This is a genomic window from Pseudonocardia sp. Ae150A_Ps1 (assembly GCF_001932315.1).
GTDB lineage: Bacteria > Actinomycetota > Actinomycetes > Mycobacteriales > Pseudonocardiaceae > Pseudonocardia.
On sequence record NZ_MCIJ01000001.1, the window covers coordinates 5,166,019 to 5,190,614 of the forward strand.

Annotated in this window: 25 protein-coding genes and 1 pseudogene; 18 read left to right on the top strand and 8 right to left on the bottom strand. The window is 74.3% G+C overall.

Annotated elements, in window-relative coordinates; all coding sequences use genetic code 11:
• The first annotated feature begins 68 nt into the window (after nt 1-68).
• From rplS to Ae150APs1_RS31475, 9 genes and pseudogenes are all read left to right on the top strand, one after another.
• On the top strand, nt 69-428 hold the full coding sequence (gene rplS, locus Ae150APs1_RS24305; RefSeq protein WP_010228698.1) for a 50S ribosomal protein L19: 360 nt from the start codon (nt 69-71) through the stop codon (nt 426-428).
• Between the two features lie 42 nt (nt 429-470).
• Nucleotides 471-2,747 carry a signal peptidase I gene (gene lepB / locus Ae150APs1_RS33915; RefSeq protein WP_249266466.1) on the top strand — a complete coding sequence of 759 codons (2,277 nt, stop codon included), beginning with the start codon at nt 471-473 and terminating at the stop codon, nt 2,745-2,747.
• Between the two features lie 89 nt (nt 2,748-2,836).
• The gene (locus Ae150APs1_RS24315; protein ID WP_139317160.1) at nt 2,837-3,619 is read left to right on the top strand and encodes a ribonuclease HII; all 783 of its coding nucleotides are present in this window, start codon (nt 2,837-2,839) and stop codon (nt 3,617-3,619) included.
• Complete coding sequence (locus Ae150APs1_RS24320; protein WP_010227806.1) at nt 3,616-3,939, top strand: DUF2469 domain-containing protein; 324 nt, start codon at nt 3,616-3,618, stop codon at nt 3,937-3,939. The genes Ae150APs1_RS24315 and Ae150APs1_RS24320 overlap by 4 nt, the downstream gene beginning before the upstream one ends.
• A gap of 132 nt (nt 3,940-4,071) precedes the next feature.
• Nucleotides 4,072-4,434: a YraN family protein gene (locus Ae150APs1_RS24325; protein ID WP_010227808.1), complete on the top strand. Its 363-nt coding sequence runs from the start codon at nt 4,072-4,074 to the stop codon at nt 4,432-4,434.
• Nucleotides 4,434-5,947: pseudogene (locus Ae150APs1_RS24330) on the top strand (YifB family Mg chelatase-like AAA ATPase). Before Ae150APs1_RS24325 ends, Ae150APs1_RS24330 begins: the two are co-directional and overlap by 1 nt.
• The gene (dprA, locus tag Ae150APs1_RS24335) at nt 5,944-7,119 is read left to right on the top strand and encodes a DNA-processing protein DprA (RefSeq protein WP_075300527.1); all 1,176 of its coding nucleotides are present in this window, start codon (nt 5,944-5,946) and stop codon (nt 7,117-7,119) included. The pseudogene Ae150APs1_RS24330 and the gene dprA overlap by 4 nt, the downstream one beginning before the upstream one ends.
• Before the next feature lie 31 nt (nt 7,120-7,150).
• On the top strand, nt 7,151-8,077 hold the full coding sequence (locus Ae150APs1_RS24340) for a tyrosine-type recombinase/integrase (protein WP_075300529.1): 927 nt from the start codon (nt 7,151-7,153) through the stop codon (nt 8,075-8,077).
• Nucleotides 8,052-9,335 (top strand): FliA/WhiG family RNA polymerase sigma factor, encoded by a 1,284-nt coding sequence (locus Ae150APs1_RS31475; RefSeq protein WP_139317047.1) that lies wholly within the window; start codon nt 8,052-8,054, stop codon nt 9,333-9,335. The genes Ae150APs1_RS24340 and Ae150APs1_RS31475 overlap by 26 nt, the downstream gene beginning before the upstream one ends.
• A gap of 13 nt (nt 9,336-9,348) precedes the next feature.
• Here Ae150APs1_RS31475 and Ae150APs1_RS24350 read toward each other — a convergent pair whose 3' ends face one another.
• Nucleotides 9,349-10,017, bottom strand: a complete 669-nt coding sequence (locus Ae150APs1_RS24350) for a M23 family metallopeptidase (protein WP_075300531.1) — start codon at nt 10,015-10,017, stop codon at nt 9,349-9,351.
• A 377-nt stretch (nt 10,018-10,394) separates the two neighbouring features.
• Here Ae150APs1_RS24350 and rpsB point away from each other — a divergent pair, with 377 nt between their 5' ends.
• The 5 genes from rpsB (at nt 10,395) to Ae150APs1_RS24375 (ending at nt 14,512) form a co-directional block, all read left to right on the top strand.
• Nucleotides 10,395-11,255, top strand: coding sequence for a 30S ribosomal protein S2 (gene rpsB / locus Ae150APs1_RS24355; RefSeq protein ID WP_010239922.1), 861 nt, complete (start codon nt 10,395-10,397; stop codon nt 11,253-11,255).
• 92 nt (nt 11,256-11,347) lie between these two features.
• On the top strand, nt 11,348-12,163 hold the full coding sequence (gene tsf, locus Ae150APs1_RS24360; protein WP_010239919.1) for a translation elongation factor Ts: 816 nt from the start codon (nt 11,348-11,350) through the stop codon (nt 12,161-12,163).
• A 99-nt stretch (nt 12,164-12,262) separates the two neighbouring features.
• Entirely contained in the window at nt 12,263-12,820 is a 558-nt protein-coding gene (gene frr / locus Ae150APs1_RS24365; RefSeq protein ID WP_075300533.1) for a ribosome recycling factor, read from the top strand.
• Nucleotides 12,821-12,824: 4 nt separating this feature from the next.
• The gene (locus tag Ae150APs1_RS24370) at nt 12,825-13,760 is read left to right on the top strand and encodes a phosphatidate cytidylyltransferase (RefSeq protein WP_010239914.1); all 936 of its coding nucleotides are present in this window, start codon (nt 12,825-12,827) and stop codon (nt 13,758-13,760) included.
• Nucleotides 13,757-14,512 carry a class I SAM-dependent methyltransferase gene (locus tag Ae150APs1_RS24375; RefSeq protein WP_075300535.1) on the top strand — a complete coding sequence of 252 codons (756 nt, stop codon included), beginning with the start codon at nt 13,757-13,759 and terminating at the stop codon, nt 14,510-14,512. Before Ae150APs1_RS24370 ends, Ae150APs1_RS24375 begins: the two co-directional genes overlap by 4 nt.
• 9 nt (nt 14,513-14,521) lie before the next feature.
• Here Ae150APs1_RS24375 and Ae150APs1_RS24380 read toward each other — a convergent pair whose 3' ends face one another.
• On the bottom strand, nt 14,522-15,001 hold the full coding sequence (locus Ae150APs1_RS24380; protein ID WP_075300538.1) for a Rieske (2Fe-2S) protein: 480 nt from the start codon (nt 14,999-15,001) through the stop codon (nt 14,522-14,524).
• Nucleotides 15,002-15,222: 221 nt separating this feature from the next.
• Between Ae150APs1_RS24380 and Ae150APs1_RS24385 the strand changes: the two genes are divergently transcribed.
• A complete protein-coding gene (locus tag Ae150APs1_RS24385) occupies nt 15,223-15,801 on the top strand; it encodes a hypothetical protein (protein ID WP_010239906.1) in 579 nt (192 codons plus the stop codon).
• A gap of 26 nt (nt 15,802-15,827) precedes the next feature.
• Nucleotides 15,828-16,937: a 23S rRNA (adenine(2503)-C(2))-methyltransferase RlmN gene (gene rlmN / locus Ae150APs1_RS24390; protein ID WP_010239904.1), complete on the top strand. Its 1,110-nt coding sequence runs from the start codon at nt 15,828-15,830 to the stop codon at nt 16,935-16,937.
• Between the two features lie 49 nt (nt 16,938-16,986).
• Here the strand turns inward: rlmN and Ae150APs1_RS24395 are convergent, their stop codons facing one another.
• The 4 genes from Ae150APs1_RS24395 to Ae150APs1_RS24410 all read right to left on the bottom strand — a co-directional run bounded on the left by Ae150APs1_RS24395 (nt 16,987) and on the right by Ae150APs1_RS24410 (nt 21,325).
• Nucleotides 16,987-18,111: an ABC transporter ATP-binding protein gene (locus tag Ae150APs1_RS24395; RefSeq protein ID WP_010239902.1), complete on the bottom strand. Its 1,125-nt coding sequence runs from the start codon at nt 18,109-18,111 to the stop codon at nt 16,987-16,989.
• A 51-nt stretch (nt 18,112-18,162) separates the two neighbouring features.
• The gene (locus tag Ae150APs1_RS24400; protein ID WP_083680344.1) at nt 18,163-19,035 is read right to left on the bottom strand and encodes a carbohydrate ABC transporter permease; all 873 of its coding nucleotides are present in this window, start codon (nt 19,033-19,035) and stop codon (nt 18,163-18,165) included.
• Nucleotides 19,035-19,895, bottom strand: coding sequence for a sugar ABC transporter permease (locus tag Ae150APs1_RS24405; protein ID WP_202796445.1), 861 nt, complete (start codon nt 19,893-19,895; stop codon nt 19,035-19,037). Before Ae150APs1_RS24405 ends, Ae150APs1_RS24400 begins: the two co-directional genes overlap by 1 nt.
• 74 nt (nt 19,896-19,969) lie before the next feature.
• A complete protein-coding gene (locus tag Ae150APs1_RS24410; protein WP_075302538.1) occupies nt 19,970-21,325 on the bottom strand; it encodes a sugar ABC transporter substrate-binding protein in 1,356 nt (451 codons plus the stop codon).
• Nucleotides 21,326-21,597: 272 nt separating this feature from the next.
• Here Ae150APs1_RS24410 and Ae150APs1_RS24415 point away from each other — a divergent pair, with 272 nt between their 5' ends.
• On the top strand, nt 21,598-22,575 hold the full coding sequence (locus Ae150APs1_RS24415) for a LacI family DNA-binding transcriptional regulator (RefSeq protein WP_010239893.1): 978 nt from the start codon (nt 21,598-21,600) through the stop codon (nt 22,573-22,575).
• A gap of 67 nt (nt 22,576-22,642) precedes the next feature.
• Here Ae150APs1_RS24415 and Ae150APs1_RS24420 read toward each other — a convergent pair whose 3' ends face one another.
• Nucleotides 22,643-23,713, bottom strand: a complete 1,071-nt coding sequence (locus Ae150APs1_RS24420) for an ATP-dependent DNA ligase (protein WP_075300542.1) — start codon at nt 23,711-23,713, stop codon at nt 22,643-22,645.
• 107 nt (nt 23,714-23,820) lie between these two features.
• Here Ae150APs1_RS24420 and mug point away from each other — a divergent pair, with 107 nt between their 5' ends.
• Complete coding sequence (mug, locus tag Ae150APs1_RS24425; RefSeq protein ID WP_139317049.1) at nt 23,821-24,381, top strand: G/U mismatch-specific DNA glycosylase; 561 nt, start codon at nt 23,821-23,823, stop codon at nt 24,379-24,381.
• On the opposite strand, the gene Ae150APs1_RS24430 is transcribed toward mug, so the two are convergent.
• Nucleotides 24,382-24,567 (bottom strand): hypothetical protein, encoded by a 186-nt coding sequence (locus Ae150APs1_RS24430; protein WP_010239887.1) that lies wholly within the window; start codon nt 24,565-24,567, stop codon nt 24,382-24,384.
• Nucleotides 24,568-24,596: the final 29 nt, after the last annotated feature.

The following is a 24,596-nucleotide window of genomic DNA, read 5'->3' on the forward strand; positions in this document are numbered from 1 at the left end:
AAGCCCCGGAACGACCCGGGGCGGCACCGTATGAACCGCACGAACGACACACGAGGACGGACGTCGACATGAACACCCTGGACGCACTGGACGCGGAGATCCTGCGCTCCGACATCCCGGACTTCCGGCCCGGCGACACCCTCAAGGTGCACGTGAAGGTCATCGAGGGCAGCCGCACCCGTACCCAGGTCTTCCAGGGCGTGGTCATCCGCCGCCAGGGCTCCGGCGCCCGCGAGACCTTCACCGTCCGCAAGATCTCGTTCGGCGTCGGCGTCGAGCGCACCTTCCCGGTGCACACGCCGAACATCGACAAGATCGAGGTCGCCACCCGCGGCGCCGTCCGCCGGGCGAAGCTCTACTACCTCCGTGACCTGCGCGGCAAGGCCGCGAAGATCAAGGAGCGCCGGGAGACCCCGACCGCGTCCTGACCGTCACCCCGTCGTGACGGTCCGGTGACGTAATCTCGTCGCGTGGCCTTCCCCGAGCTCCCCGATGACCGCCGGGCCCGCCCCCGGCGGTATCGCGGCAGCGACGCCCCCGAGCGCACCGGTCGGCGGCGGGCCCCCGAAGGGTCCCCGCCCCCGGCCGCCGAGGACCAGGACTGGCTCCTCGGGACCCCGCCGCACAGCGGGGCCCCGCCCGCGGGGGACGACGGGGCGGCCGAGCCCGAGGCGCGCGGTGTACGCACCCGGCACGCGTCGGAGGCCGATGCGGACACCTCCGGCGACGCCCCGCGCGGGCGCCGGTACCGCAACGGCTACGAGGACCTGACGGGCGAGCGGACCGGCCGGCACGGCGGGCCCCGCAACGGGTACGCCGAGCCGGAACCGTACGGCCCTGCCGACGCGGGCCCCGGGCGGCAGAGCAACGGGAGCGGTGACGGCGGGGACTCCCTCCGGGCACGCTATGCCGACCGGCTGCGCGACTCGCCGCCGTACGAGGCCCCTCCGGACCGGCAGCCCGGCGACGACCGCCGGCCGCCCCCCGGCCGCACCGGCGGGCACCGCCGCGCCCCCGAACAGTTCGAGGCGAACGGGACCGGCTCCCACCGCCGAGGCCCGGAGGCCACCGGCAGGCACGGCGCGGCCGATGCCCCCCGCTCGCCGGCACGCAACGGTGGTCCGGCCGGCTACGGGGCCCCCGGTCACGAGGCCGATCCGGCGCACCACGGCGGCCCGGACGGCCGTCCCCGTGACCGCAACGGTCGCCCCGGTGGCCCGAACGTCCAGGACGGCGGCGCCCGGCACGACCGCCATGGCGGACGCGCCGGCCTCGGCGCCCCGTTCCGCCAGGACGGTCCGCCATCCGGCGCGGGCCCCGTTCCCGGGCAGGACGCCCGGCCGTCCCGCCGTCGCGCCGCTCCCGACGGTGCCGTGGCCGCTCCCGGACCGGCATGGGCCCCGGGCCGTCCCGGCTCGGAGGCTCCGGCCGCCCCCGGGCCCCGTCGCGGCCCCGGCCCGGGCGGTCCCGCGGCCGCGCGGCCGCCCGGCCGCGCTCCCGCCGCACCGCAGGCCCCGCCGCCGTACGGCGTGGACGCCGCCCACGGCGGGCCCGCCGCGCCCGTCCGGCCGCCCGGTCCCGCCGAGGACCCGCGGCGCCCCCACGGCCCGGCCGACGACGCCGGCCCGGCGGAGGACGACGACCTCCACGACCAGGCGCCCCCGACCGAGACGCTCCGGCGCCCGTCGCGACGCCGCAGGGGGGCCGCCGGACCGCCGCCGGACCTCTCGCCGCAGGACGAGGCCACCGGCACCGTGGCGCCGCACGACCTCGACGACGACGCCGAGCAGGCCGGTACGGAGCAGGTGGACGACAGGAGCCGGCGCGCGGGGAAGCGCTCCGGACCCGTCGGAGCCGGCGCGAAGCTCGCGGCGATGGCCGGGCTCGGGAAGGGCCCGGACGGCGAGAAGCAGAAGCTCGCGTTCTGGAAGGAGCTGCTGCTCCTGGCCGGTGTCGCGCTCCTGTTGACCGTCCTGATCCAGACCTTCCTGGCGAAGGTCTACGTGATCCCGTCCGGGTCGATGGAGACGACGCTGCACGGCTGCACCGGCTGCACCAACGACCGTGTGCTCGTCGACAAGGTCACCTACAACTTCACCGACGTCTCCCCGGGCGACATCGTGGTCTTCCGCGGCACCGACGGCTGGGCCAGCGAGACCTACTCCGGTGAGGGGTCGGCGAACCCGCTGGTCAAGGGCCTGCAGACGCTCGGCTCGCTGGTCGGCGTGGCCCCGCCCGACGAGAAGGACTTCGTCAAGCGGGTGATCGCCGTCGGCGGCCAGACGGTCGCGTGCTGCGACGCGCTGAACCAGGTGATGGTCGACGGCCAGCCCCTCGAGGAGCCCTACGTCTACTACCTGCCCGAGGCCGGCCCGGCCCGGCAGATCCCGTTCGGGCCGATCACGGTTCCCGAGGGCGAGTACTGGATGATGGGCGACTCGCGGAACAACTCCGCCGACTCCCGGGCGGCCGGTCACGGCCCGATCCCGGAGGAGAACATCATCGGCAAGGTGCGGCTGATCGTGCTGCCCTTCGACCGGTTCGGCTGGGTGAGCTCGTCCGACCCCCAGACGACGGCCGAGGCGGCCGCCGCGCCGGGGCTGCCCGACGGCCTGCCCCTCGCGCTCGGCATCATGGGGACCCTGCCGCTCGCGGCCGGTCGGCGACGGACCCTGCGTGCCCGGGCCGACGCCGAGCGATTCCTGCCCGACACGCGCCACCCCACCGGGTGGCGCCGGAGATCCTGACCGGGAGCACCGTGCCGGTTCCCCCCGCCCGCGCCCGTACGGCCGCGGTGTCCCGCCGCGCGCCGGCCCGTCGCCGACGCCCGGTGCGGGTGCTGCCCGACGGCCTGCGCCCGCCCCGCGCCATCGTCCGCGACGCCGGCACCTGGACCCTGCAGACCGTCCTGCAGCGCCACGGACTCGGCCCGGTCGCCGGCGTCGACGAGGCGGGCCGCGGCGCCAGCGCCGGACCGCTGGTCGTGGCCGCCTGCGTGCTGCGCCCGGCCGACGCCGCCGCCCTCGACGGGCTCACCGACTCCAAGCTGCTGACGGCGTCCGCCCGCGAGCACTGGTACGGCCGCATCAGGAAGCGGGCGCTGGACCTCGCGGTGGTCGTGATCCCGCCCGCCGAGGTGGACCGCCGCGGTGTGCACATCGCGAACATCGAGGGGATGCGTCGGGCGGTCGCCGCGCTGACCACCGTCCCGCCCGGGTACGTGCTCACCGACGGGTTCGCCGTCCGCGGGTTCGGCCGTCCGGCGCTGGCCGTGCCGAAGGGCGACCGGGTCGCGGCCTGCATCGCGGCCGCGTCGGTGCTCGCGAAGGTCACCCGGGACCGCATCATGACCGAGCTGGACGCCGAGCACGGCGCCTACGGGTTCGCCGTGCACAAGGGGTACAACACACCCGAGCACGAGGGGGCGCTGCGCGCCCACGGACCGTGCCCGGAGCACCGGTTCTCGTTCGCGAACGTCGCCGCGGTGGCCGGGCGCGAGGTGCCGGGCGGGCTGGTCCACAATGAGACCGACCCCGACGAGGTGCTCGGCGACACCGGTGAGGTGGAGCCGGCCCGATGGGAACCGATGGAGACCGTCACAGGAGGAGCAGGCCGGTGAGCGCCGAGGATCTCGAGAAGTACGAGACCGAGATGGAGCTCACGCTCTACAAGGAGTACCGCGACATCGTCGCCCAGTTCTCCTACGTGGTGGAGACGGAGCGGCGGTTCTACCTGGCCAACTCCGTCGACGTGGCACCCCGGAACGCCGACGGCGAGGTCTACTTCGAGGTCCGGATGTCGGACGCCTGGGTGTGGGACATGTACCGGCCCGCGCGGTTCGTGAAGAACGTGCGGGTGGTGACGTTCAAGGACGTCAACATCGAGGAGCTCGACACCCCCGACCTGCGGCTTCCCGACAGCGACACCTTCCCCGGCTGAGACTGCCAGACCCCACCGACGGCGGACCCCGCCCGCGACCGCGGCCGGCGGTGCCGATCCCCAAGCGGGGAATCCGTCCACAGCGGCCCGATCCGCCGGTCCCGCGCCCCGCCGCGGGCCGATCGTGGATCCATGGCTGCGAAGGACGAGCTCGGCCGGCGCGGTGAGGACACCGCTGCCGAGTACCTCGAACGGGCACACGGCATGGTCGTGCTGGCCCGCAACTGGCGGTGCAAGGACGGCGAGCTCGACATCGTCGCCACCGACCCGGAACACCGGCTGATCGTCTGCGAGGTGAAGACCCGGTCGGGCACCCGGTTCGGGGAACCCGCCGAGTCGGTCACACCCCGGAAGATGCGCCGGATCCGCGGGCTGGCCCGGACCTGGATGGGCGCCCACCAGCTCGGGTGGACCGAGATCCGGTTCGACGTCGTCGCGGTGCTGATGCCGCCCGGTGGGCCTGCCACGCTCACCCACTACCCGGCGGCGTTCTGATGGGCGAGCTGGCACGGGTGTGGTCGGTCGAGCTGCACGGCGTCGACGGCGTCCCGGTCGAGATCGAGGCGGCGATCGGCGGCGGCATCCCGGGCGTCCACCTGGTCGGGCTGCCCGACGCCGCGCTGAACGAGGCCAAGGACCGGGTGCGGTCGGCGGTCGTGCACTCGGGGCGCCGGTGGCCGAACGAGCGGATCGTGCTCGCGCTCTCCCCGGCGACCCTGCGCAAGACCGGGAGCCGGTTCGACCTCGCCCTGGCCGCGGGAGTGCTCGCCGCCGCCGGGGCGGTCCCGGCGGACCGGCTCGCGGGCACCGTCCTGCTGGGGGAGCTCGCCCTCGACGGGCGGCTGCGGCCGGTCCGCGGCGTGCTGCCCTGCCTGCTCGCGGCCCGCGACGCCGGGATGTCCCGCGCCGTCGTGCCGCGCGCCGCGCTCGCCGAGGCGGCACTGGTCGACGGGCTGGAGTCGTACGGCGCGGAGTCGCTGTCCGAGGTGCTCGACTGGGCGGCCGGGAACCGCCCGCTCGACCGGGTCCCGCCCGTCACCGACCCCGGACCCGCCGATCCCGCACCGGAACTGGCCGACGTGATCGGCCAGGACGACGCCCGCCGTGCCCTGGAGATCGCCGCCGCCGGCGGGCACCACCTGCTGATGGTCGGCCCGCCCGGTACCGGGAAGACCATGCTCGCCCAGCGGATCGTGGGGCTGCTGCCCCGGCTCGGGCGGCCGGAGGCGTTGCAGCTCGCGGCGATCCGGTCGGTCGCCGGGCGGCTGGGGGAGTCCGCGCCGCTGAGCACGCTCGCGCCGTTCGTCGCACCGCACCACTCGGCCTCGGCGGCGGCGTTGCTCGGGGGCGGCAGCGGCGTGGCACGTCCCGGCGCGGTCTCGCTCGCCCACCGCGGTGTCCTGTTCCTCGACGAGTGCCCGCACTGGCCCGCCTCGGTGCTCGACGCGCTGCGCACCCCGCTGGAGGAGGGGGAGGTCCGGCTGTCCCGGGCCGAGGGCAGCGTCCGCTACCCGGCCCGGTTCCAGCTCGTCCTCGCGGCGAACCCGTGCCCCTGCGCACCCCCGATCGACCGGGACTGCATCTGTCGGGCGGACGCCCGCCGCCGCTACACGTCCCGGCTCTCCGGCCCGCTGCTCGACCGCGTCGACCTGAGGGTGGCGATGCAACCCGTGACGAGGCTGGTGGTGCAGGGCCCCCGGGGCGACGACACGGCCACCGTCCGGCGACGGGTGATCGACGCCAGGACCGCGGCCGGTGAGCGCTGGTCCGAGCACGGCTGGCGGTGCAACGCCGAGGTCCCGGCACCGAGCTCCGGTCCCGGTTCCCGCTGCCGCAGGCGGTACTGGAACCCCTGGAGAAGCGCCTGCGTGCCGGTGAGCTGAGCGCCCGCGGGGCGGACCGGGCGCTGCGGGTCGCGTGGACCCTCGCCGACCTCGCCGGGAGCGACCGGCCGGACCGGCACGACGTCGACGCCGCCCTCTACTTCCGCGACCGGGGTGCGGCATGAACGCCGGCGGTGCGACCCGGCCGGCGCCGGGCAGCGGGCCGCCGGAGGAGGTCCTGCGGGCGCGGGCCTACCTGCTGCGCAGCGTGGAACCGCCGAACCGGCACCTGAACCGGCTGGTGGAGGAGTACGGGCCGGTCGAGGCCGCGGACCGGCTGCGGCACGGAGCGGTCCCCGACGAGCTGCTGCGCTCCGCGACGGCCCGCCGGGGCAGCGACCACACCGACGCCGATCTCGACACCGCGGCGGCCGCCGGGGCGCGGCTGCTGGTGCCGGAGGACCCGTCCTGGCCGGTGTGGCCGTTCGCCGCGTTCGCCGGTACCCGGCGGGCGGACCTGACCCCTCCGGTCGCGCTGTGGGCCCGTGGCCCCGGCGACGCGGCGGTGCTGGCGGACCGGTCGGTGACGATCGTGGGCTCGCGTGCGGCGACCCGCTACGGGCTGCACACCGCCGCCGACTTCGCCGCGGAGCTCGGCCGCCGGGGTGTCACCGTCTTCTCCGGTGCCGCGTTCGGCATCGACGCCGCGGCGCACCGGGGCGCGCTCGCCGCAGGCAGCCCGACGGTCGCGGTACTGGCGTGCGGTCCGGACCGGTTCTACCCGGCCGCGCACGAGGGCCTCATCGAGCGGATCGCCGAGCGCGGGCTGGTGCTGACCGAGTACCCGCCGGGCACGGTGCCCGGCCGGCTGCGGTTCCTGGTCCGCAACCGGCTGCTGGCGGCCCTCGGCGCCGGCTGCCTCGTCGTCGAGGCCGGGGCGCGCAGCGGGTCGCGGCGCACCGCGTCCGACGCGGTCGCCCTGCGCCGCCCGCTGATGGCGGTGCCGGGCCCGGTCACCTCGGGGCTGTCGGTCGGCTGCCACGAGCTGATCCGCACCGGGGACGCGAGCCTGGTGGGGCGGCCGGAGGACGTCCTGGAGGTCGTCGGCAGGCTCGGGGTGGACCTCGCGCCGCCGCCCGAGGGGGAGACGCGGCCGACCGACGGGCTCGCCCCGCACGCGCTCGCCGTGCACGACGCGCTGCCGGCCCGGGCCGCGTGGCCGCCGTCGCGGATCGGCGAGGCGGCGGGCCTCGACGCCGACGCCGTGCGCGCCGCCCTGACCGAACTGGAGGAGCACGGCCTGGCCGAGCACCACCAGGGGATGTGGCAGCGCCCGGCGCGCCGGGGCGGTCCTTGACCGGGCCCCGTCGGCGGCGGACCGTCCGGGTATGGCCCGCGCCCGCACGGACGATCCCGGTCTCGCCGACGACGTCGCGGCCGCCCTGGAGGCCTTCACCGGCCACCTTCGCCACGAGCGCGGACGGTCCCCGCACACCGTGCGCGCCTACCGGTCGGACCTCACGGACCTGCTGCGGGACCTGCCGGCGCTCGTGGCGCTGGACCTGGACTACCTGCGCCGTGCGCTCACGGCCACCCACTCCGCCGGGGCGGGCCGGGCCACCGTCGCCCGCCGCACCGCCGCGGCCCGGACCTTCTGTGCCTGGGCGGTGCGCACCGGCCGGCTCGACCGCGACCCGGCGGCCCGGCTCGGTTCGCCGCGGGCCGGCACCGTCCTGCCGGAGGTCTCGGCCGCCGACGAGACCGCCGCCGTGCTGGACGCCGCGATCTCCGGTGCCACCGAGGACGCTCCGGAGGCGCTGCGCGACCTGTTGGTCCTCGAGCTGCTCTACGCGACCGGCATCCGTGTCGCGGAGCTGTGCGGCCTGGACCTGGACCGTGTCGACGAGGCGAGTCGTACGCTGCGGGTCCGCGGCAAGGGGGACCGGGAACGCACCGTCGTGTTCGGGGTGCCCGCCGCCCGCGCACTGCGGCGCTGGATCGAGCGCGGCCGCCCGGCCCTCGCGACACCGGCGTCGCCGCCGGCGGTGCTGCTGGGCGTCCGGGGCGGTCGGCTCGACGCGCGTGTCGCCCGGACCGTCGTGCACCGCGCGATGCGCGCCGTCCCGGGAGCCACCGACGTCGGCCCGCACGGTCTGCGGCACGCCGCGGCCACCCATCTCCTCGAGGGGGGAGCCGACCTCCGTTACGTACAGGAGTTGCTCGGTCACGCTACGCTGTCGACGACCCAGCTCTACACGCACGTGACCGTCGACCGGCTGAAGGTGGTTCATGACCAGGCCCACCCTCGGGCGTGAGGTGTCGTCACCGACGACCGTCCGGCCCGATCGCTTCCCCTGTGTCCTGGCCTCGGCCCTCGACCGGGTCGCCCAGCCGTCGGCGTCGCGCCCCCTCGTCGCGGTGCCTCCGCCGCCCGGGGACGGCCCCGCCGAGCAGTCCGACGACCCGGCTCCCGGGCCGGTCGCGGTGCACGTCGCGGAGCCCGGCCGGGTAGCGCCCGGAGGCGTCGGCGGACGGCGCGCCCTCCACCGGCGCGGCACGGACACCGGCAGCACGAGCGTCGGCGGCACGGGCACCGGCAGCGCGAGCGTCGGTGTCACGGGAACCGGTGGTACGGACGTCGGCGGCACGGGAACCGGTGGCACGGGAACCGGCAGCCCGGGCCCGGGCACCGGCACCGGCACCGAGGGTGCCGCGGATCGCGGGACCGCCACGGGCGCCGTCCGGATGGCGCTCGTCCCGGCCGTCGGTGCCGCTGCGGGGGCGCCGGAGCGCGACACGCCCGGCGCCGTCCGGGACCACCTGATCGAGACCGTCGAGCCGGAGGCGCTGCCGCTGTGGCGCGCCCACCTGGCCGTGCGGAGCGCCGACACCCGCCGGCTCCTGGTCGAGCACCACGCCCCCCTCGTTCGCGGGATCGGGGCGAAGCTGGCGACCCGGCTGCCGTCGTCGATCGAGCTGGCGGACCTCCTGCAGTCGGGGACCTTCGGGCTGATCGACGCCGTGGACCGGTTCGACCCGGCACGCGGGGTGCGGTTCGAGGGGTACGCGGCGCAGCGGGTCCGTGGCGCGATGCTCGACGAGCTGCGCGCCCAGGACTGGGTGCCGCGCACCGTGCGCTCCCGGAGCCGGGAGATCGAGCGCGCCCGCGAGGCCGTCCAGAGCAAGGTCGGCCGGCCCGCCTCCGACCGGGAGCTGGCGGCCGAGCTCGGGATCGGCCTGCGCGATCTCCGGCAGGCGGTGCGGCCGGCGCTGCTCGTCAGCGCCGACGATCTCGACGGGAACGCCGCACCCGGCCCGGCCGCCCTCGCCGCCGCCGACACCGCCGACCCGGTCGCCACCGCCGTCCGCCGCGAGACCGGTGCCGAGCTGCGCGCCGCGATCGCCCAGCTCGGTGAGCGCGACCGCACGGTGCTCCGCCTGTACTACGTCGAGGACCACACCCTCGCCGAGATCGGCGCGCTGCTGGGGGTCACGGAGTCCCGGGTCTGCCAGCTGCACACACGGATGCTCACGCGGCTGCGCACCCGGATGGAGCCCGCCCTCGCGGGATGACCGGCCCGGCCGGTCAGGGCGGAGCGCCGTCCCAGGGGAGCAGCCGCATCCGCGGCGGGCGCAGCAGGACCAGCGGATCGAGGTGGTCGAGCCGGTCCCGCCGCCCCCCCCAGCGCAGGCACGCGGCGACCGGGCAGCCCCCGTGCCCCGGCTCCAGGACGCCGACGGGGTCGCCCGATGCGACCCGGGCCCCCGTGGCGACGGCCGCCGTCACCGGCTCGTAGGTGCTGCGCAGCCCGTCGGGATGGTCGACCGAGACCACCCCGCGGCCCGCGACGGGCCCGGCATGGACGACGACGCCGTCGCGCGCCACGAGCACCGGCTGCCCGGGTGCACCCGCGAGATCGGCGCCCCGGTGGCCGCGCCCGTAACGGAACGTCGGCGCCCGGAACGGTCCCGTCACGGCAGGCACGGGCGCCAGCGGCCAGGCGTAGTGCGCACCGGGCGCCGGGATCCCGGCACCCGGCGGTCGCGGCGGTCGCGGTGGGACCGGCTCTGCGGCGCGGGCCACCCACGGCGGCGCCAGGGCCACCAGCAGCACCGTCAACGCGACGAGGACCGTCCCGGCCCGCAGGAGCGAGCGCCCGGCCCGTACGAGCGAGCGCCCGGCCCGCGTGAGCGCGCGCCTGGCCCGCAGGAGCGAGCGCCCGGACGGCACGGGCGGCGAGGGTGTCGTGACCACCCGTTCAGCCTGGATCCGCGACCGTCCGTCGCGGCGACGACCACCGGTCCTGGGGACGTACCGGCCGGTTGTGGACGGCCGCGGCCCGCGGCGGGCTCCGATGCGAGGGCCCCGAGGGCCCGGGCGTACACTGGTTCCCGCACCACGGTCAGACGTGGTGACTTCGCGCGCCCGCGTGCCCGGCGCGCCGTCCCCCAGGGTACGGCGCCGGGAGCGGAGGCCGGGCGGTCCCGCGGACCCGGTCGTCGAGTTCCACTCGCCGACCCGGGGAACCGGGTCCGGCCCCGCGGCAGGCGCCAGGGCGGTCCCACCACCGGTGGTCCGCAGAACCGCACGCGCGGCACCCGCCGCGCCCGACCGAGAGGTGATCACAGGCCATGGCCGTCGTCACCATGAAGCAGCTGCTCGACAGCGGCGTGCACTTCGGGCACCAGACCCGTCGCTGGAACCCGAAGATGAAGCGCTACATCCTCACCGAGCGCAACGGCATCTACATCATCGACCTCCAGCAGACGCTGTCGTACATCGACCGCGCCTACGAGTTCGTGCGCGAGACCGTCGCGCACGGCGGGACGATTATGTTCGTCGGCACGAAGAAGCAGGCCCAGGAGGCCATCGCCGAAGAGGCGGGCCGGGTCAACATGCCCTACGTGAACCAGCGCTGGCTGGGCGGCATGCTCACGAACTTCCAGACCGTGCACAAGCGCCTGCAGCGCCTCAAGGAGCTCGAGGCGATGGAGCAGACCGGCGGGTTCGAGGGGCGCACCAAGCGCGAGATCCTCACGCTGACCCGTGAGAAGGACAAGCTCGAGAAGACCCTCGGCGGTATTCGCGACATGTCCAAGGTGCCCAGCGCGGTGTGGATCGTCGACACCAAGAAGGAGCACATCGCGGTCGGCGAGGCCCGGAAGCTCAACATCCCGGTCGTCTCGATCCTCGACACCAACTGCGACCCGGACGAGGTCGACTTCCCGATCCCGGGCAACGACGACGCGATCCGCTCGGCCGCGCTGCTGACCAAGGTCATCGCGAAGGCCGCCGCCGACGGTCTGGTCTCCCGCGGCCAGCGCCGTGGCGAGGGCGAGGCCGCTGCGGAGCAGCCCCTCGCCGAGTGGGAGCAGGACGTGCTCGCCGGTAACGAGGTCGGCTCGGACGGCGCCAGCCTGGCCGCCGCCGGTGGCGACGGAGCGGACTCCGCGCCCGCCCCGGCGTCGAGCAGCAACGGCACCCAGAACTGACCCGCGGGGAGGGCCGGGGCCGACCGGCCCCGGCCCTCCCGGCGACCCGGTGATCCATTTCCCGTCACGACCCAGAGGACGAGAGACACCTGATGGCGAACTACAGCGCCGCCGACGTCAAGCGGCTCCGTGAGCTCACCGGCTCCGGGATGATGGACTGCAAGAAGGCCCTCGAGGAGTCCGAGGGCGACTTCGACAAGGCGGTCGAGCTCCTCCGCATCAAGGGTGCGAAGGACGTGGGCAAGCGCGCCGAGCGCGCCACCGCCAACGGCTTGGTCGTCGCCGACGGCGGCACCCTGGTCGAGCTGGACTGCGAGACCGACTTCGTCGCCAAGTCCGACGACTTCATCGCGCTGGCCGAGAAGATCCTCGCCGCCGCGGTCGAGCAGAAGCCGGCCGACCTGGACGCGCTGCGCGAGACCAAGCTCGACGCCGCCACCGTCGGCGAGGCCGTGCAGGAGCTCTCCGCCCGCATCGGCGAGAAGTTCGAGCTGAAGCGTTACGCCCGCGTCGACGGCCAGGCGGCCGTCTACCTGCACAAGCGCGCCACCGACCTGCCCCCGCAGATCGGCGTGCTGCTCTCCTACGAGGGCGACGACGCCGAGGCCGCCCGCGGCCTCGCGATGCAGGTCGCCGCGGCCCGCCCGGAGTTCACCACCCGTGAGCAGGTGCCGGCGGAGACCGTCGAGAACGAGAAGAAGATCGCCGAGGCCACCGCGCGCGAGGAGGGCAAGCCCGAGCAGGTGCTGCCCCGCATCGTCGAGGGCCGGGTCAACGGCTACTACAAGGACGTCGTGCTGCTCGAGCAGGCGTCCGTCGTGGACCCCAAGAAGTCGGTCAAGGCCGTCGCCGACGAGGCCGGTCTGACGATCAAGGGCTTCGTCCGCTTCGAGGTCGGCCAGAACTGATCTCCCGCCCCGGGCCGGGCGGTGCGAGCGGCACCGCCCGGGCCCGGAGTGAGAGAATCGGGACCACACCGCGAGTACGACAGGCCGGGGGAAGCAACCGTGATCGAGGAAACCCTCTTCGACGTCGAGGAGAAGATGGAGAAGGCCGTCGGCGTCGCGCGCGACGACCTCACCGGTGTGCGCACCGGCCGGGCCACTCCGAGCATGTTCTCCCGGATCGTCGTGGACTACTACGGCGCCGCGACCCCGCTGAACCAGCTCGCCTCGGTCAGCATCCCGGAAGCGCGGATGGCGGTCATCAAGCCCTACGACGCCAGCCAGCTCAAGGCCATGGAGAAGGCGATCGCCGAGTCCGAGCTCGGCGTGAACCCCAGCAACGACGGCCAGATCATCCGCGTGATCATCCCGCAGCTCTCCGAGGAGCGCCGCCGCGACATGGTCAAGGTCGCCCGCGGCAAGGGTGAGGACGCGCGCGTCGTCATGCGCGGGCTGCGCCGCAAGGCGATGGACGAGCTGCACCGCATCCAGCGCGACGGTGAGGCCGGCGAGGACGAGGTCGTGCGCGGCGAGAAGGAGCTGCAGGTCCTCACGGACCGCTACGTCGCGCAGATCGACGAGCTCGTGAAGAACAAGGAATCCGAGCTCCTCGAGGTCTGACCCGGTGCCCCCCTCCTCCGACGCCGTCGTCCCCGTGACCTCCGACCTTCCCGGTGACGGGCCGGCAGGCGCCCCGGGGACCCCGGAGGGCGCGAAACCGGTCCGCGGCCAGAAGGGCTACAAGCGGTCCCGGCTGGGCCGCAACCTCGTCGCCGCGATCGGTGTCGGCGTCGGTCTCGGTGCGGTCATCCTGGTCAGCCTGCTGATCGTCCCCCAGTGGTTCGTCCTGGTGCTGGCGGTCTGCACGGTCGTCGCGACCTGGGAACTGGCCGGTGCCCTGCGGCGCGGGGCCGACATCCGGGTGTCGCTCCCGGTGCTCCTCGCGGGCGGGCAGGCCATCGTCTGGCTGTCGTGGCCGTTCGGCCTGCGCGGCGCCGCGATCGCGCTCGGCGCGACGGTGCTGGGCTGCCTGCTCTGGCGGATGCGCGAGGGCGCGGCGCACTTCGTGCGCGACATCAGCGCCTCGATGTTCGTGGCCCTCTACGTTCCGCTGCTGGTCGCCTTCGCCGTGCAGATGACGGTCGCCCCGCAGGGCGTCGGCCGCGTCCTGACGTTCCTGCTCTGCGTCGTCGCCTCCGACGTCGGCGGGTACGCCGCCGGGGTCGTCGCCGGCCGGCATCCGATGGCCCCCACGATCAGCCCCAAGAAATCCTGGGAGGGCTTCGCGGGCTCGCAGGTCGCGGGCATGGCCGCCGGGTCGCTGTGCGTGGCGCTGTTCCTCGGCGTGCCCTGGTACTGGGGCACCCTCGTCGGCGCCCTGCTCGTCGCCACCGCCACCCTCGGCGACCTGGTCGAGTCGCTGGTGAAGCGCGACCTCGGCATCAAGGACATGGGCACCCTGCTCCCGGGGCACGGTGGCCTGCTGGACCGGATGGACTCCCTGCTGCCCACGGCGTTCGTCGCCTGGGCGGTGCTCGGGATCGTCGTCCCCGTCGCGTGAGACGCACCTGGACCGGGTTCGGCGGGCAGCAGAAGTCCGGCCCCGCCATCCCCAGCCCGAACATCTGGAACTGGCCCGAGGTCTACGAGACCGAGAACCGCGCGCAGGACGCCGACGGCACCCTGTGGGCGGCGTTGTGCGAGGAGACCGGCGGCTGGGCGGGGCTCGACGTCGTCGACGTCGGCTGTGGTGACGGTTTCCACCTGCCCCGCTTCGCCGAGGTCGCCGCGACCGTCACCGGCGTCGAGCCGCACCCGCCGCTGGTGGACCGGGCGCGGGAGCGCTGCGCCGCCGACGACCGGATCTCCGTGCACCGGGCCGGCGCCGAGCGGCTGCCGCTGCCCGACGCGTCCGCCGACGTCGTGCACGCCAGGACCGCCTACTTCTTCGGGCCGGGCTGCGAGCCGGGCCTGGCCGAGGCCGAGCGCGTGCTGCGGCCCGGCGGGGTGCTCGCCGTCGTCGACCTGGACTTCACGTCCCGGCCGTACGGGAACTGGCTGCGGGCGGACCTGCCCCGCTACGACCCGCCTGCGGTGGACAGGTTCTTCTCGGGCCAGGGCTTCGCGCTGCGCCGGGTGCGGTCGACCTGGCGGTTCGCCACCCGGGCCGACCTGGAGGAGGTGCTCCGTATCGAGTTCTCGGCGCGCACCGCGCGCCGGGCGATCGACGACGTCGCCGGCCTCTCGATCCAGGTCGGCTACCGGCTGCACACTCGGCGCCGCGCCACGGGGCTCGTCCTGCCCCGGGGATGACGGTCCGGATCAGGCGAGCGTGACGGACCCGTCGGCGACGGTGACCGGCCGCTGCTGCAGCGGCTGCTGGGCCGGGCCCTTCTGGACGCTGCCGTCGAGGCCGAACCGGCTGTCGTGGCACGGGCACACGATCTGGCCGTCGGTGACGGTGGAGACCGCGCAGCCCTGGTGCGGGCAGATCGCGGAGAGGCCGGTGAACTGCCCCGGCTGCGGCTGGGTGACGACGACCTGCTCGTCGGAGTAGATCTTCCCGCTCCCGACCGGCACCTCGGACGACGGCCCGAGGGTGGTGCCGGGGGCGCCCTGCGGGGCGTCGCCCGCCTCCTGCTGCCCACCGTCGTCGTCGGTGGTGGTGCCGCCACCGCAGGCCGCGACCGCGCCGATCGCGGCGACGCCGGCACCGGCGAACACGACGCGGCGGCCGACCTTCGGGCCGCGCGACGGCGGCGGCGGGGCGTCCGAGGTGGGGATGCGGTCGGGGAGGGTCATGGTGCTCCTCGGGCAGAGGCCGGACCGGGTCCGGCGCGTGTGGTGGTGCGGCAGGCGCGGAGTTCGGGGTCCGTGCCTCCCGGCGCCGCCGGGCGTTCCCGGGCGGCTGCGACCAGCGTCCCACGATGTCCGTTTCGGGGCCGCCCGGCGGGCGTGGACCGACGCTCACCGGACCGGGGGAGTGGCGGCGGACGGGCGAGCGGTCTCGCTACCGTGGACCCATGCCGTACACGATGCGCCAACCCTCGCTCGGTGTGCCCGCGCCGAGCCTGGAGATCGCGCTGGGCCTGCTGGCCTGGACGGTCGGTGCGGGCGGTCTCGCGAGCGGGTTCGGCACCGTGCTCGTCGCACTCGGGGTGTTCCTGGCCGCGTACCTGTGGTTCGTCCGGCGCCGGAACTCCGCGCTGGCGGTGACGCTGCACCCGGAGCGCAAGCGGCGGATGCAGCGACTGATCGTCGTCGGCGTCGCCGGGATCGTGCTGCTGCCGTCGATCCTCGCCCTGGTCGGCTACGGGGAGCTCGCGACGGCGTTGTCAGCCGCGCTGGTCGGGGTGCTGCTGATCCAGGCGTCGTCGGTGCTGGAGGAGCGCAGCCTGGTCGCGACCGGTGGGCTGGTCCTGCTGATCGCGGCGTTCGGTGCGTTCCTGGCGCTGACCTACGAGGGGCAGGGGACGGGCTCGTCCCAGGCGGTGATCGGGCTCGGCGCCGGGATCGTGCTGTGGGTGGCCGCGCTGCGCCGGCTGGGGATCCTCACGGACCTGTCCCGCCGCTACAACGTGCGCCTGCCCGGGGTCCGCTGAGCGCGGCTGGCACACTGGTGGGTGCCATGTCCAGCCTCCCGCTCGTCTTCGACGCACCCCGCCGCGGCACGCCGCCCCGCCACCTCGCCGACGTCGACCCGGCCGACCGCGCCGCCGTCGCGGCGGAGCTCGGCCTGCCGAAGTTCCGGCTCGACCAGCTCGCCCGGCACTACTTCGGGCGGCTCACCGCCGACGTCGAGGAGATGTCGGACCTGGGCGCCGACGCGCGGCAGCGCCTCGCCGCCCTGCTCCCGCCGCTCGTCACGCCGCTCACCGAGAAGGCGTGCGACGACGGCGCGACCCGCAAGACCCTCTGGCGCGGGCACGACGGTGTCCTCGCCGAGTCGGTCCTGATGCGCTACCCGGACCGCGCGACGGTCTGCATCTCCAGCCAGGCCGGCTGCGGGATGGCCTGCCCGTTCTGCGCCACCGGCCAGGGCGGGCTGCAGCGCAACCTGTCGACGGGCGAGATCGTCGACCAGGTGCGCCGCGCCGCCGCGGCGGCCCGGGACGGCGCGCTGGACGAGCCGGCCCGGCTCTCGAACGTCGTCTTCATGGGGATGGGCGAGCCGCTGGCGAACTACAAGCGGGTCGTCGCCGCGGTCCGCCGGATCACCTCGCCCGCGCCCGACGGCTTCGGCATCTCCGCGCGGGGCGTCACCGTGTCCACCGTCGGGCTGGTGCCGGCGATCGACCGGCTGCGCGAGGAGGGCGTCCCGGTGACGCTCGCGATCTCCCTGCACTGCCCGGACGACGAGCTGCGCGACACCCTCGTCCCGGTCAACAACCGGTGGAAGGTGTCCGAGGTCCTCGACGCCGGCCGCCGCTACGCCACGACGACCGGACGCCGGGTGTCGATCGAGTACGCGCTGATCCGCGACGTGAACGACCAGCCGTGGCGGGCCGACATGCTCGGGAAGGTGCTGCGGCAGCACATCGGCACGTCCCGGGTGCACGTCAACCTGATCCCGCTGAACCCGACCCCGGGCAGCGAGTGGGACGCCTCGCCGAAGCCCGTCGAGGAGGAGTTCGTGCGCCGGGTGCGTGCCACCGGCGTCGCGTGCACGGTCCGGGACACCCGCGGCCAGGAGATCGACGCCGCCTGCGGCCAGCTGGCCGCGTCGCACCCCGGCTGACCCGTTCCCACCGGCCCGGCCGGGGCGCGGTGGGAACGGTGCGCCGCGCTCAGAGCCGGTCGCCGGACTCCGGGTGGAACAGGTGCAGACCCTCGGACGACGGCGTCAGCGTCACCCGGTCCCCGCGGCGGGCACCCGAGCGTCCCCCGGTCCGGACGACGACGGTGCCCTCGCTCGGCCCGGTCAGCGACGCCGTGTCCGACAGGTCCCCGGAGGACTCGGCGAGCACTCCGTAGAGGAACGCGTCCGAGCCGAGCTCCTCGACGACGTCGACCCGGGCCGGGATGCCCTCGTGACCGTTGGAGGACACCGTCCACTGCTCGGGCCGGATCCCGACGGTGACCCGGGTGAGCTGCTGGGCGCCGATGGTGGAGCGGACGTCCTGCGGCAGCGCGACCTCGTGGCCCGCCAGCGTCACGCCGCGTTCGGTCACCGGCACGGTGAACAGGTTCATGGCGGGGGAGCCGATGAACCCGGCGACGAACGCGTTCTGCGGCCGGTCGTACAGGTCGGCCGGGGTGGCGAACTGCTGGAGCTTGCCGTCGGCGAGCAGCGCGACCCGGTCGCCCATCGTCATGGCCTCGACCTGGTCGTGGGTGACGTAGACGGTGGTGACGCCGAGGCGCCGCTGCAGCGAGGCGATCTCGGTACGGGTCGAGACCCGCATCTTGGCGTCGAGGTTCGACAGCGGCTCGTCCATGAGGAACACGCGCGGCTCGCGGACGATCGCCCGGCCCATCGCGACCCGCTGGCGCTGACCACCGGACAGCGCCTTGGGCCTGCGGTCGAGGTAGTCGGTCAGCCCGAGGATCTCGGCGGCCTCCTTGACCTTCTGCGCGCGGGCCGACTTCTCCACCCCGGCCATCTTCAGCGGGAACGCCATGTTCTCGCCGACCGACTTGTTCGGGTAGAGCGCGTAGTTCTGGAAGACCATCGCGATGTCGCGGTCGCGCGAGGGCACGCCGACCATGTTCTCGCCGTCGATGCGGATGGAGCCGCCGTCGATGTCCTCGAGTCCGGCGAGCATGCGCAGCGCCGTCGACTTCCCGGAACCCGACGGCCCGACCAGGACGACGAACTCGCCGTCCTCGATGGTCAGGTCCAGCCGGTCGACCGCGGGCTTGGAACCCGGGGTGTAGATCCGGCTCGCCTGGTCGAACACGACGTCAGCCACGGCGGGCCTCCTTCTCGATGGTGATCACGTGCCGGCGGCTCATGCTGCGGCTCACTTGACGGCGCCGAAGGACAGGCCCTGGACCAGCTTGTTCTGGGCGATCCAGCCGGCGATGACGACGGGCAGCGCGGCCACGGTCGCGGCGGCACAGAGGCTGGCGAAGTACAGGCCCTCGGAGGTGATGAACCCGACCAGGTAGACCGGCACGGTCGCCGCCCGCGACGCGGTGAGGTTCACCGCGAAGAAGAACTCGTTCCAGGCGAAGATCATGCAGATCAGCGCGGTCGCCGCCATCCCGGGGGAGATGATCGGCAGGACGACCTCGCGCAGCGAGCGCCACAGCGAGGCGCCGTCCATGCTCGCCGCCTCCAGGAGCTCCTTCGGGACCTCCAGGAAGAACGACCGCATCATCCAGACCGCGATCGGCAGGTTCATCGCGGTGTAGAGCACGATGAGGGTCCAGATGTTGTCGAGCGCGCCCATGTAGTTCACGACGACGTAGATCGGCACGATCGCGGCGACAACCGGCAGCATCTTCGTCGAGATGAAGAAGAACAGGACGTCCTGCGTCTTCTTCACCGGGCGCAGCGACAGCGCGAACGCGGCCGGGGTGCCGAGCACCAGGACCAGCAGCGTGGACACGACGGTCGCGAACACGGAGTTCAGCAGGTACGGGCCGACCCCGCCGGAGAAGACCTCGGCGAAGTTGTCCAGCGTCGGGGCGAAGAAGACCGTCGGCGGGACCGTGTAGGCCTGCGCCTCGGTCTTGAACGCGGTCATGACCATCCACAGCACCGGGAAGAAGAACCCGATGCCGACGATCCAGGCCAGCACCGTCAGCAGCGCACCGGTGCCCCGGCCCTTCCCCGGGCGGGCCGGGCTCGGCGGCGGTGCCGAGGTGGTCTTGTCGGCGACGGCGGTCATCACGCCTCCTCGGCGGCGGAGAAGCTGCGGAAGATCAGGCGCAGGGCCAGGGTGGCGATGATGATCGTCGCGACCACGGTGACCACGCCCATCGCGGCGGACTCGCCGATGTCGAAGCCCAGGAACGCCCGCTGGTAGATGTAGAAGGGCAGGTTCGCCGACGCCGTGCCGGGCCCGCCCTGGGTCATCATGTAGATCGTGTCGAACGTGTTGACCAGGTAGATCGCCCCGAGCACCACGCCCAGCTCGATGAAGCGGCGCAGGTGCGGCAGCGTCACCTCGCGGAACACGGCGAAGCCGGTGGCGCCGTCCATCCGGGCGGCCTCCAGGACCTCCGGCGGCTGCGAGCCGAGCCCGGCGAGGATCAGCAGCATCATGAACGGCGTCCACTGCCAGACCAGCGCGATGATCACCGCGGTCCGCGGGAACGTCGACACCCAGTCGGTCTGGCCGGCGCCGAACGGGCCGAGCACGAAGTTGACCAGGCCGTAGGTCGGGTCGAACAGCACCGTCTTCCACAGCAGCGCGCCGGCCACCGGGGTGATGAGGAACGGCGTGATGATCAGGGTCCGGACGATGCCGCGGCCGACGAACGCCCGGTTCAGCAGCAGCGCGATCGCCAGGCCCAGGATCATCGCGATCGCGACCGAGCCGAGCGTCAGGAGCACCGAGTTCAGCGCGACGCCCCGGAACTGCGAGTCGGTGAACACCGTCCCGTAGTTCTCCAGCCCGACGAAGCGCTGGCTGCCGGGGCGGACCAGGTTCCAGGACTGCAGCGAGTACCAGATGGTGATCAGGAACGGCAGCTGCGTGACGATGATCGTGAAGATCAGCGCGGGCAGCAGCGGCGCCCGGCGGATCCAGCCGTCCTTGCGCGACCCCGGCCCGGAGGCCGGTCGCGTCCGCGTCTCCTCGACGCGTTCGGCCGTGGCGGTCACTGGTCCTCCCCGGACTGCTGGTAGCCCTCACCGACGGTCTGGGCGTACTGCTGGGCCTGCTCGAGGGCCTCGTCGGTGCTCTGCTGCCCTGCGACGGCCGCCGAGATCTGCTGGCTGACCCGGGTGCCGAGGTCCTGGAACTCGGGGATCCCGACGAACTGCAGCCCGGTGTAGGGGACCGGGTCCCGGGTGGGACGGTCCTGGTTCGCGGCGTTGATCGCCGCCCGGGTCTGCGGGCCGTACGCCTTCGACGACTCGACGTACTCCGGGATCTCGTAGGTGGACTGGCGGGCACCGGGCGGGACCGAGGTCCAGCCGAGCTCCTCGCCGACCATCCGCTGGTAGGGCTTCGAGGTCATCCAGGACAGGAAGCGCCAGGTCGCGTCGACCTGCTCGGGGCCCTTGTCGGCGGTGGTCTTCGGGATCGCCAGCGCCCAGGAGTAGAGCCAGCTGGACGGCAGTCCGCCCGGGCCGGTGGGGGCCGGGGCGTACCCGACCTTCCCGACGACGTTGGACTCCTCCGGGTTCTCCAGCAGGCCGGCGGCGACCGTGGCGTCGAACCACATCGCGGTGTTGCCCTGGCTGAACTGGTTGCCGCACTCGGAGAACCCGGACCCGGCGGCACCGGCCTGCCCGTCGCGGCGGACGAGGTCGACGTAGAAGTTGGCGGCCTCGCGGACCTCGGGGGAGTTCAGCTGGGCGTTCCACTGCGGGTCGTACCAGCGACCACCCCAGGAATGGATCATCGCGTCGAGCGGGGCCATGACCTCGCCCCAGCCGGGCTTGCCGCGCAGGCAGATCCCGCCGCGGCCCTGCGAGCGGTCGGTGAGCCGGTCGGCGAACCCCGCGACCTGCTCCCAGGTCGGCTTCGCCGGCATCGTCAGCCCGGCCTGCTCGAAGAGGTCCTTGCGGTACATCAGGAACGCCGACTCGCCGTAGAACGGGACCGAGTACATGTGGCCGTCCGGACCGGACAGGGCGTTGCGGATGCTCGGGGTGAAGTCCTCGCGGTCGTAGCCCGGCGTCTGTGCCATCAGCGGGTCGAGATCGGTCAGCCAGCCGTTGCGGGCCCACTGCGGGGTCTCGTAGTTCGAGATCATCACCGCGTCGAACTCGTCGCCGCCGGTCGCGACCGATGCGGTGATCTTCGCGCGCGCCTCGTTCTCCGACAGGCTGACGAACCGGAGCTTGATGTCCGGGTTCTCCGCCTCGAAGCGCGGGCTGAGCTCGATCGCGTCCTCCATCTGCGGGTTGGACACGATCGCGATCGTCACGACCCGGGCGCCCTCGGGCAGGCCCAGCGTCCCCGCTCCCGCGCAGCCGGACAGGACCAGCGCGACCACGGCGAGCACCGAGGTGAGGACGGCGGAGCGGCGGCGGCGCGAACGCGGTCCGCCCGGCCCTCCGGTCGCGGTGTGCGCCGGCGGACCCGGAACGGCGGGTGGGCCGCCGGGTCCCGATCGGTGCAGCCGTCTGTTCACGAGCACCCCTCGTCGTCGAGAATGGCCTGATCGGTGTGATCTGACGCACGCCCGACCGGTGGATGCGTGTACGATATGCGCGGCGTAACCGCTTGCCTGTACTCTGTGCTCGTTCCGTGACAGGGAGGTGCACGATCGCGACCATGGCCGAGGTCGCCCGGCTCGCCGGGGTGTCCACCGCGACCGTCTCCCATGTGCTCAACGGCACCCGGCCGGTGCGCGAGCACACCCGCCGGCAGGTGCTCGCCGCCATGGCCGAGGTCAGCTACTCGCCCAACGCGGCAGCCCGCTCGCTCGCGACCGCCCGCACCCGCACCGTGGCGCTCGCCCTGTCCGCGATCTCCAACCCGTACCTCGGCGAGCTGCTGCACGGCGTCGAGGACGAGGCGGCCGCCGCCGGGTACACGCTGCTGCTCACCGATCCGCACGACGACCCCGGCACGGAGGCGACGGCCGTCGCCCGCCTGCGCAGCCGTGTCGACGGGCTGCTGCTCGCGCCGTCGGCGGACTCGTCGGGGACGCTGGAGGCACTGTCCGAACAGGAGGTGCCGGTCGTCCTGGTCGACCGGATGCTCGGTGGCGGCTACGACGAGGTCGGCGCCGAGAACGTCGAGCCGGTGGCCGGGCTGGTCCATCACCTGGCCGCGGCCGGGCACACCCGGATCGGGTTCGTCGCCGGTCAGGCCGGTCTCGCGACGACCGTCGAGCGGCTCGAGGGCTACCGGCTGGGACTGCGCCGCGCCGGGCTCGACTACGGGCTCGTCCTGGAAGGACACTCGGAGGCCGAGCCGGCCCGCAGCGCCGTCCGCTCGCTCCTGTCGGCCCCCGACCGGCCCGGCGCGCTGATCACCGGTAACAACGCCATGACCATCGGTGCGGTCCAGGCCGCGCACGACGTCGGCCTGGCGGTCCCCGGGGACATCGCCCTGGCCGCGTTCGACGACTTTCCCTGGGCCGACGCGTTCAGCCCGCGCCTCACCGTCGTCGCACAGCCGTTCGCCGAGATCGGCCGGGAGGCGGTGCGGCTGTTGCTGCGGCGCATGGCCGACGCGGACGCCGAGCCGCGGTCGGTGCGGCTCCCCACGACCTTCGTGCACCGGGACTCCTGCGGCTGCCGTTGATGATCAAGACGCGGTGCCGGACGCTACCGCGCCGGCGCCGATCGGTCCTCCCGGAGCGTCCTGCGGCTCAGCCGCGGCCCGCGAGGACCTCGGCCAGGTCGAACCCGACCGGCCGGTCCAGCTGTTCGTAGGTGCACGACTCCGGGGTGCGGTCCGGGCGCCACCGCACGAACTGGGTGGTGTGCCGGAACCGGGCGCCCTCCATGTAGTCGTAGCGCACCTCCACGACCCGCTCCGGGCGCAGCGGCACGAACGAGAGGTCTTTGCCGGCGTTCCAGCGGCTCGTCTCGGACTTGCGCGGGGTGCGCTCGCCCTCGAGCTGCTTCGCCCAGGCCCACGGGTGCTCGTCGAAGCCGGTGACCAGCGGCTGGAGCTCGGTCATCAGCTCCCGTCTGCGTGCCATCGGGAACGCGCCGACGACACCGACCGACACCAGCACCCCGCGCTCGTCGTGCAGACCGAGCAGCAGCGACCCGACGGCGTCCGGCCCGGACTTGTGCACCCGGTACCCGGCGACGACGCAGTCCGCGGTCCGTTCGTGCTTGATCTTGGTCATGACGCGCTTGTCCGGCTGGTAGGTCCCCGCCGGGTCCTTCGCGATCAGGCCGTCGAGCCCGGCGCCCTCGAACCGGTCGAACCAGCGCCGGGCGGTGCCGGTGTCGTCGGTGACGGGGGTGAGGTGCACCGGCGGGGCGGCGTCGGCGAGCGCGGACTCCAGGAGGTCGCGACGCTCGGCGAACGGCAGCCCGGTCAGGTCGTCGGCGCCGAGCGCGAGCAGGTCGAACGCCACGAACGACGCCGGCGTCTCGGTCGACAGGAGCGTCACCCGGCTCGCGGCGGGATGGATCCGCTGCTGGAGCGCCTCGAAGTCGAGGCGGTTGTTCGCGGGGTCCGCGACGACGATCTCGCCGTCGATCACCGCGCGGTCCGGGAAGTTCGCCCGCACCGCCTCGACGACCTCGGGGAAGTAGCGCGTCATCGGCCGCTCGTTGCGGGAGCCGATCTCGACGTCGTCGCCGTCCCGGAAGACGATCGAGCGGAAGCCGTCCCACTTGGGTTCGTACAGCCGGCCGTCGGGGATCGACGACGCGGGCTTGGCGAGCATCGGCTTCACCGGGGGCATCACGGGCAGGTCCACGGCGGGGAGTCTCCTCTCGGGCGGCGGTGCGGGCATCCCGGCTCGCCCGTCGGGGGGATGGACCTGCCGGCCGCCCGGAACTGATCGCCCGCCGGGATACTGGCCGGGTGGGACGCCTGCCGAGCCGCGACGAGCTCGACCGTGCCCGGGACCGGACGATCCCGGACGTGCTCCCCGGCCCCGGTGACCCGCCGCTGCGGGTGCTGTTCTGCGGGATCAACCCGGGCCTGGTCTCCGCGGCGACCGGGCACCACTTCGCCCGCCCCGGCAACCGGTTCTGGCCGGTGCTGCACGGGTCCGGGTTCACCCCGCGGCTGCTGACGCCCGCCGAGCAGGGCGAGCTGGCCGGGCTCGGGCTGGGCATCACCAACATGGCGCCGCGCGCGACCGCGCGGGCCGACGAGCTGACCGACGACGAGCTGGTCGCCGGTGGCGAGCACCTGCGCACCCTGGTCGGCGCCCGCGCGCCGCGCTGGCTCGCGGTCGTCGGGATCGGCGCCTACCGGACCGCGTTCGGCCGGCGCGACGCCGCGGTGGGGGAGCAGGACGACCGCCTCGGCGCCACGCGGGTCTGGGTGCTGCCGAACCCGTCCGGGCTCAACGCGCACTGGTCGCGGGCCGGGATGGTCGCCGAGTTCGCCCGGCTCCGCGCCGTGTCGGGCGGCTGATCAGTCCTGCGGGCCGGGCGGGGTGGTCGTGCGCAGGAACAGGCCGAGCGCGACGCCGACGGCGAGGAACACCACGACCCACCACCACGAGCCGCCCAGCGTCCAGATCGCGCAGCCGACGACGAGCCCGCCGCCGACGCCGTAGCCGACCCGGTTGAGCTGCCGCTTGCGGAACTCGTCCTCCACGTCCGGCATCCTGCCAGGCCCCGGTCGTC

Coding starts and splice junctions, on each gene's coding strand:
- rlmN (WP_010239904.1), top strand. CDS start 15,828: ATGTCCAGCCTCCCGCTCGTCTTCGACGCACCCCGCCGCGGCACGCCG.
- Ae150APs1_RS24400 (WP_083680344.1), bottom strand. CDS start 19,035: ATGACCGCCGTCGCCGACAAGACCACCTCGGCACCGCCGCCGAGCCCG.
- Ae150APs1_RS24325 (WP_010227808.1), top strand. CDS start 4,072: ATGGCTGCGAAGGACGAGCTCGGCCGGCGCGGTGAGGACACCGCTGCC.
- Ae150APs1_RS24415 (WP_010239893.1), top strand. CDS start 21,598: ATGGCCGAGGTCGCCCGGCTCGCCGGGGTGTCCACCGCGACCGTCTCC.
- Ae150APs1_RS24385 (WP_010239906.1), top strand. CDS start 15,223: ATGCCGTACACGATGCGCCAACCCTCGCTCGGTGTGCCCGCGCCGAGC.
- dprA (WP_075300527.1), top strand. CDS start 5,944: ATGAACGCCGGCGGTGCGACCCGGCCGGCGCCGGGCAGCGGGCCGCCG.
- Ae150APs1_RS24380 (WP_075300538.1), bottom strand. CDS start 15,001: ATGACCCTCCCCGACCGCATCCCCACCTCGGACGCCCCGCCGCCGCCG.
- tsf (WP_010239919.1), top strand. CDS start 11,348: ATGGCGAACTACAGCGCCGCCGACGTCAAGCGGCTCCGTGAGCTCACC.
- Ae150APs1_RS24340 (WP_075300529.1), top strand. CDS start 7,151: ATGGCCCGCGCCCGCACGGACGATCCCGGTCTCGCCGACGACGTCGCG.
- Ae150APs1_RS31475 (WP_139317047.1), top strand. CDS start 8,052: ATGACCAGGCCCACCCTCGGGCGTGAGGTGTCGTCACCGACGACCGTC.
- rpsB (WP_010239922.1), top strand. CDS start 10,395: ATGGCCGTCGTCACCATGAAGCAGCTGCTCGACAGCGGCGTGCACTTC.
- rplS (WP_010228698.1), top strand. CDS start 69: ATGAACACCCTGGACGCACTGGACGCGGAGATCCTGCGCTCCGACATC.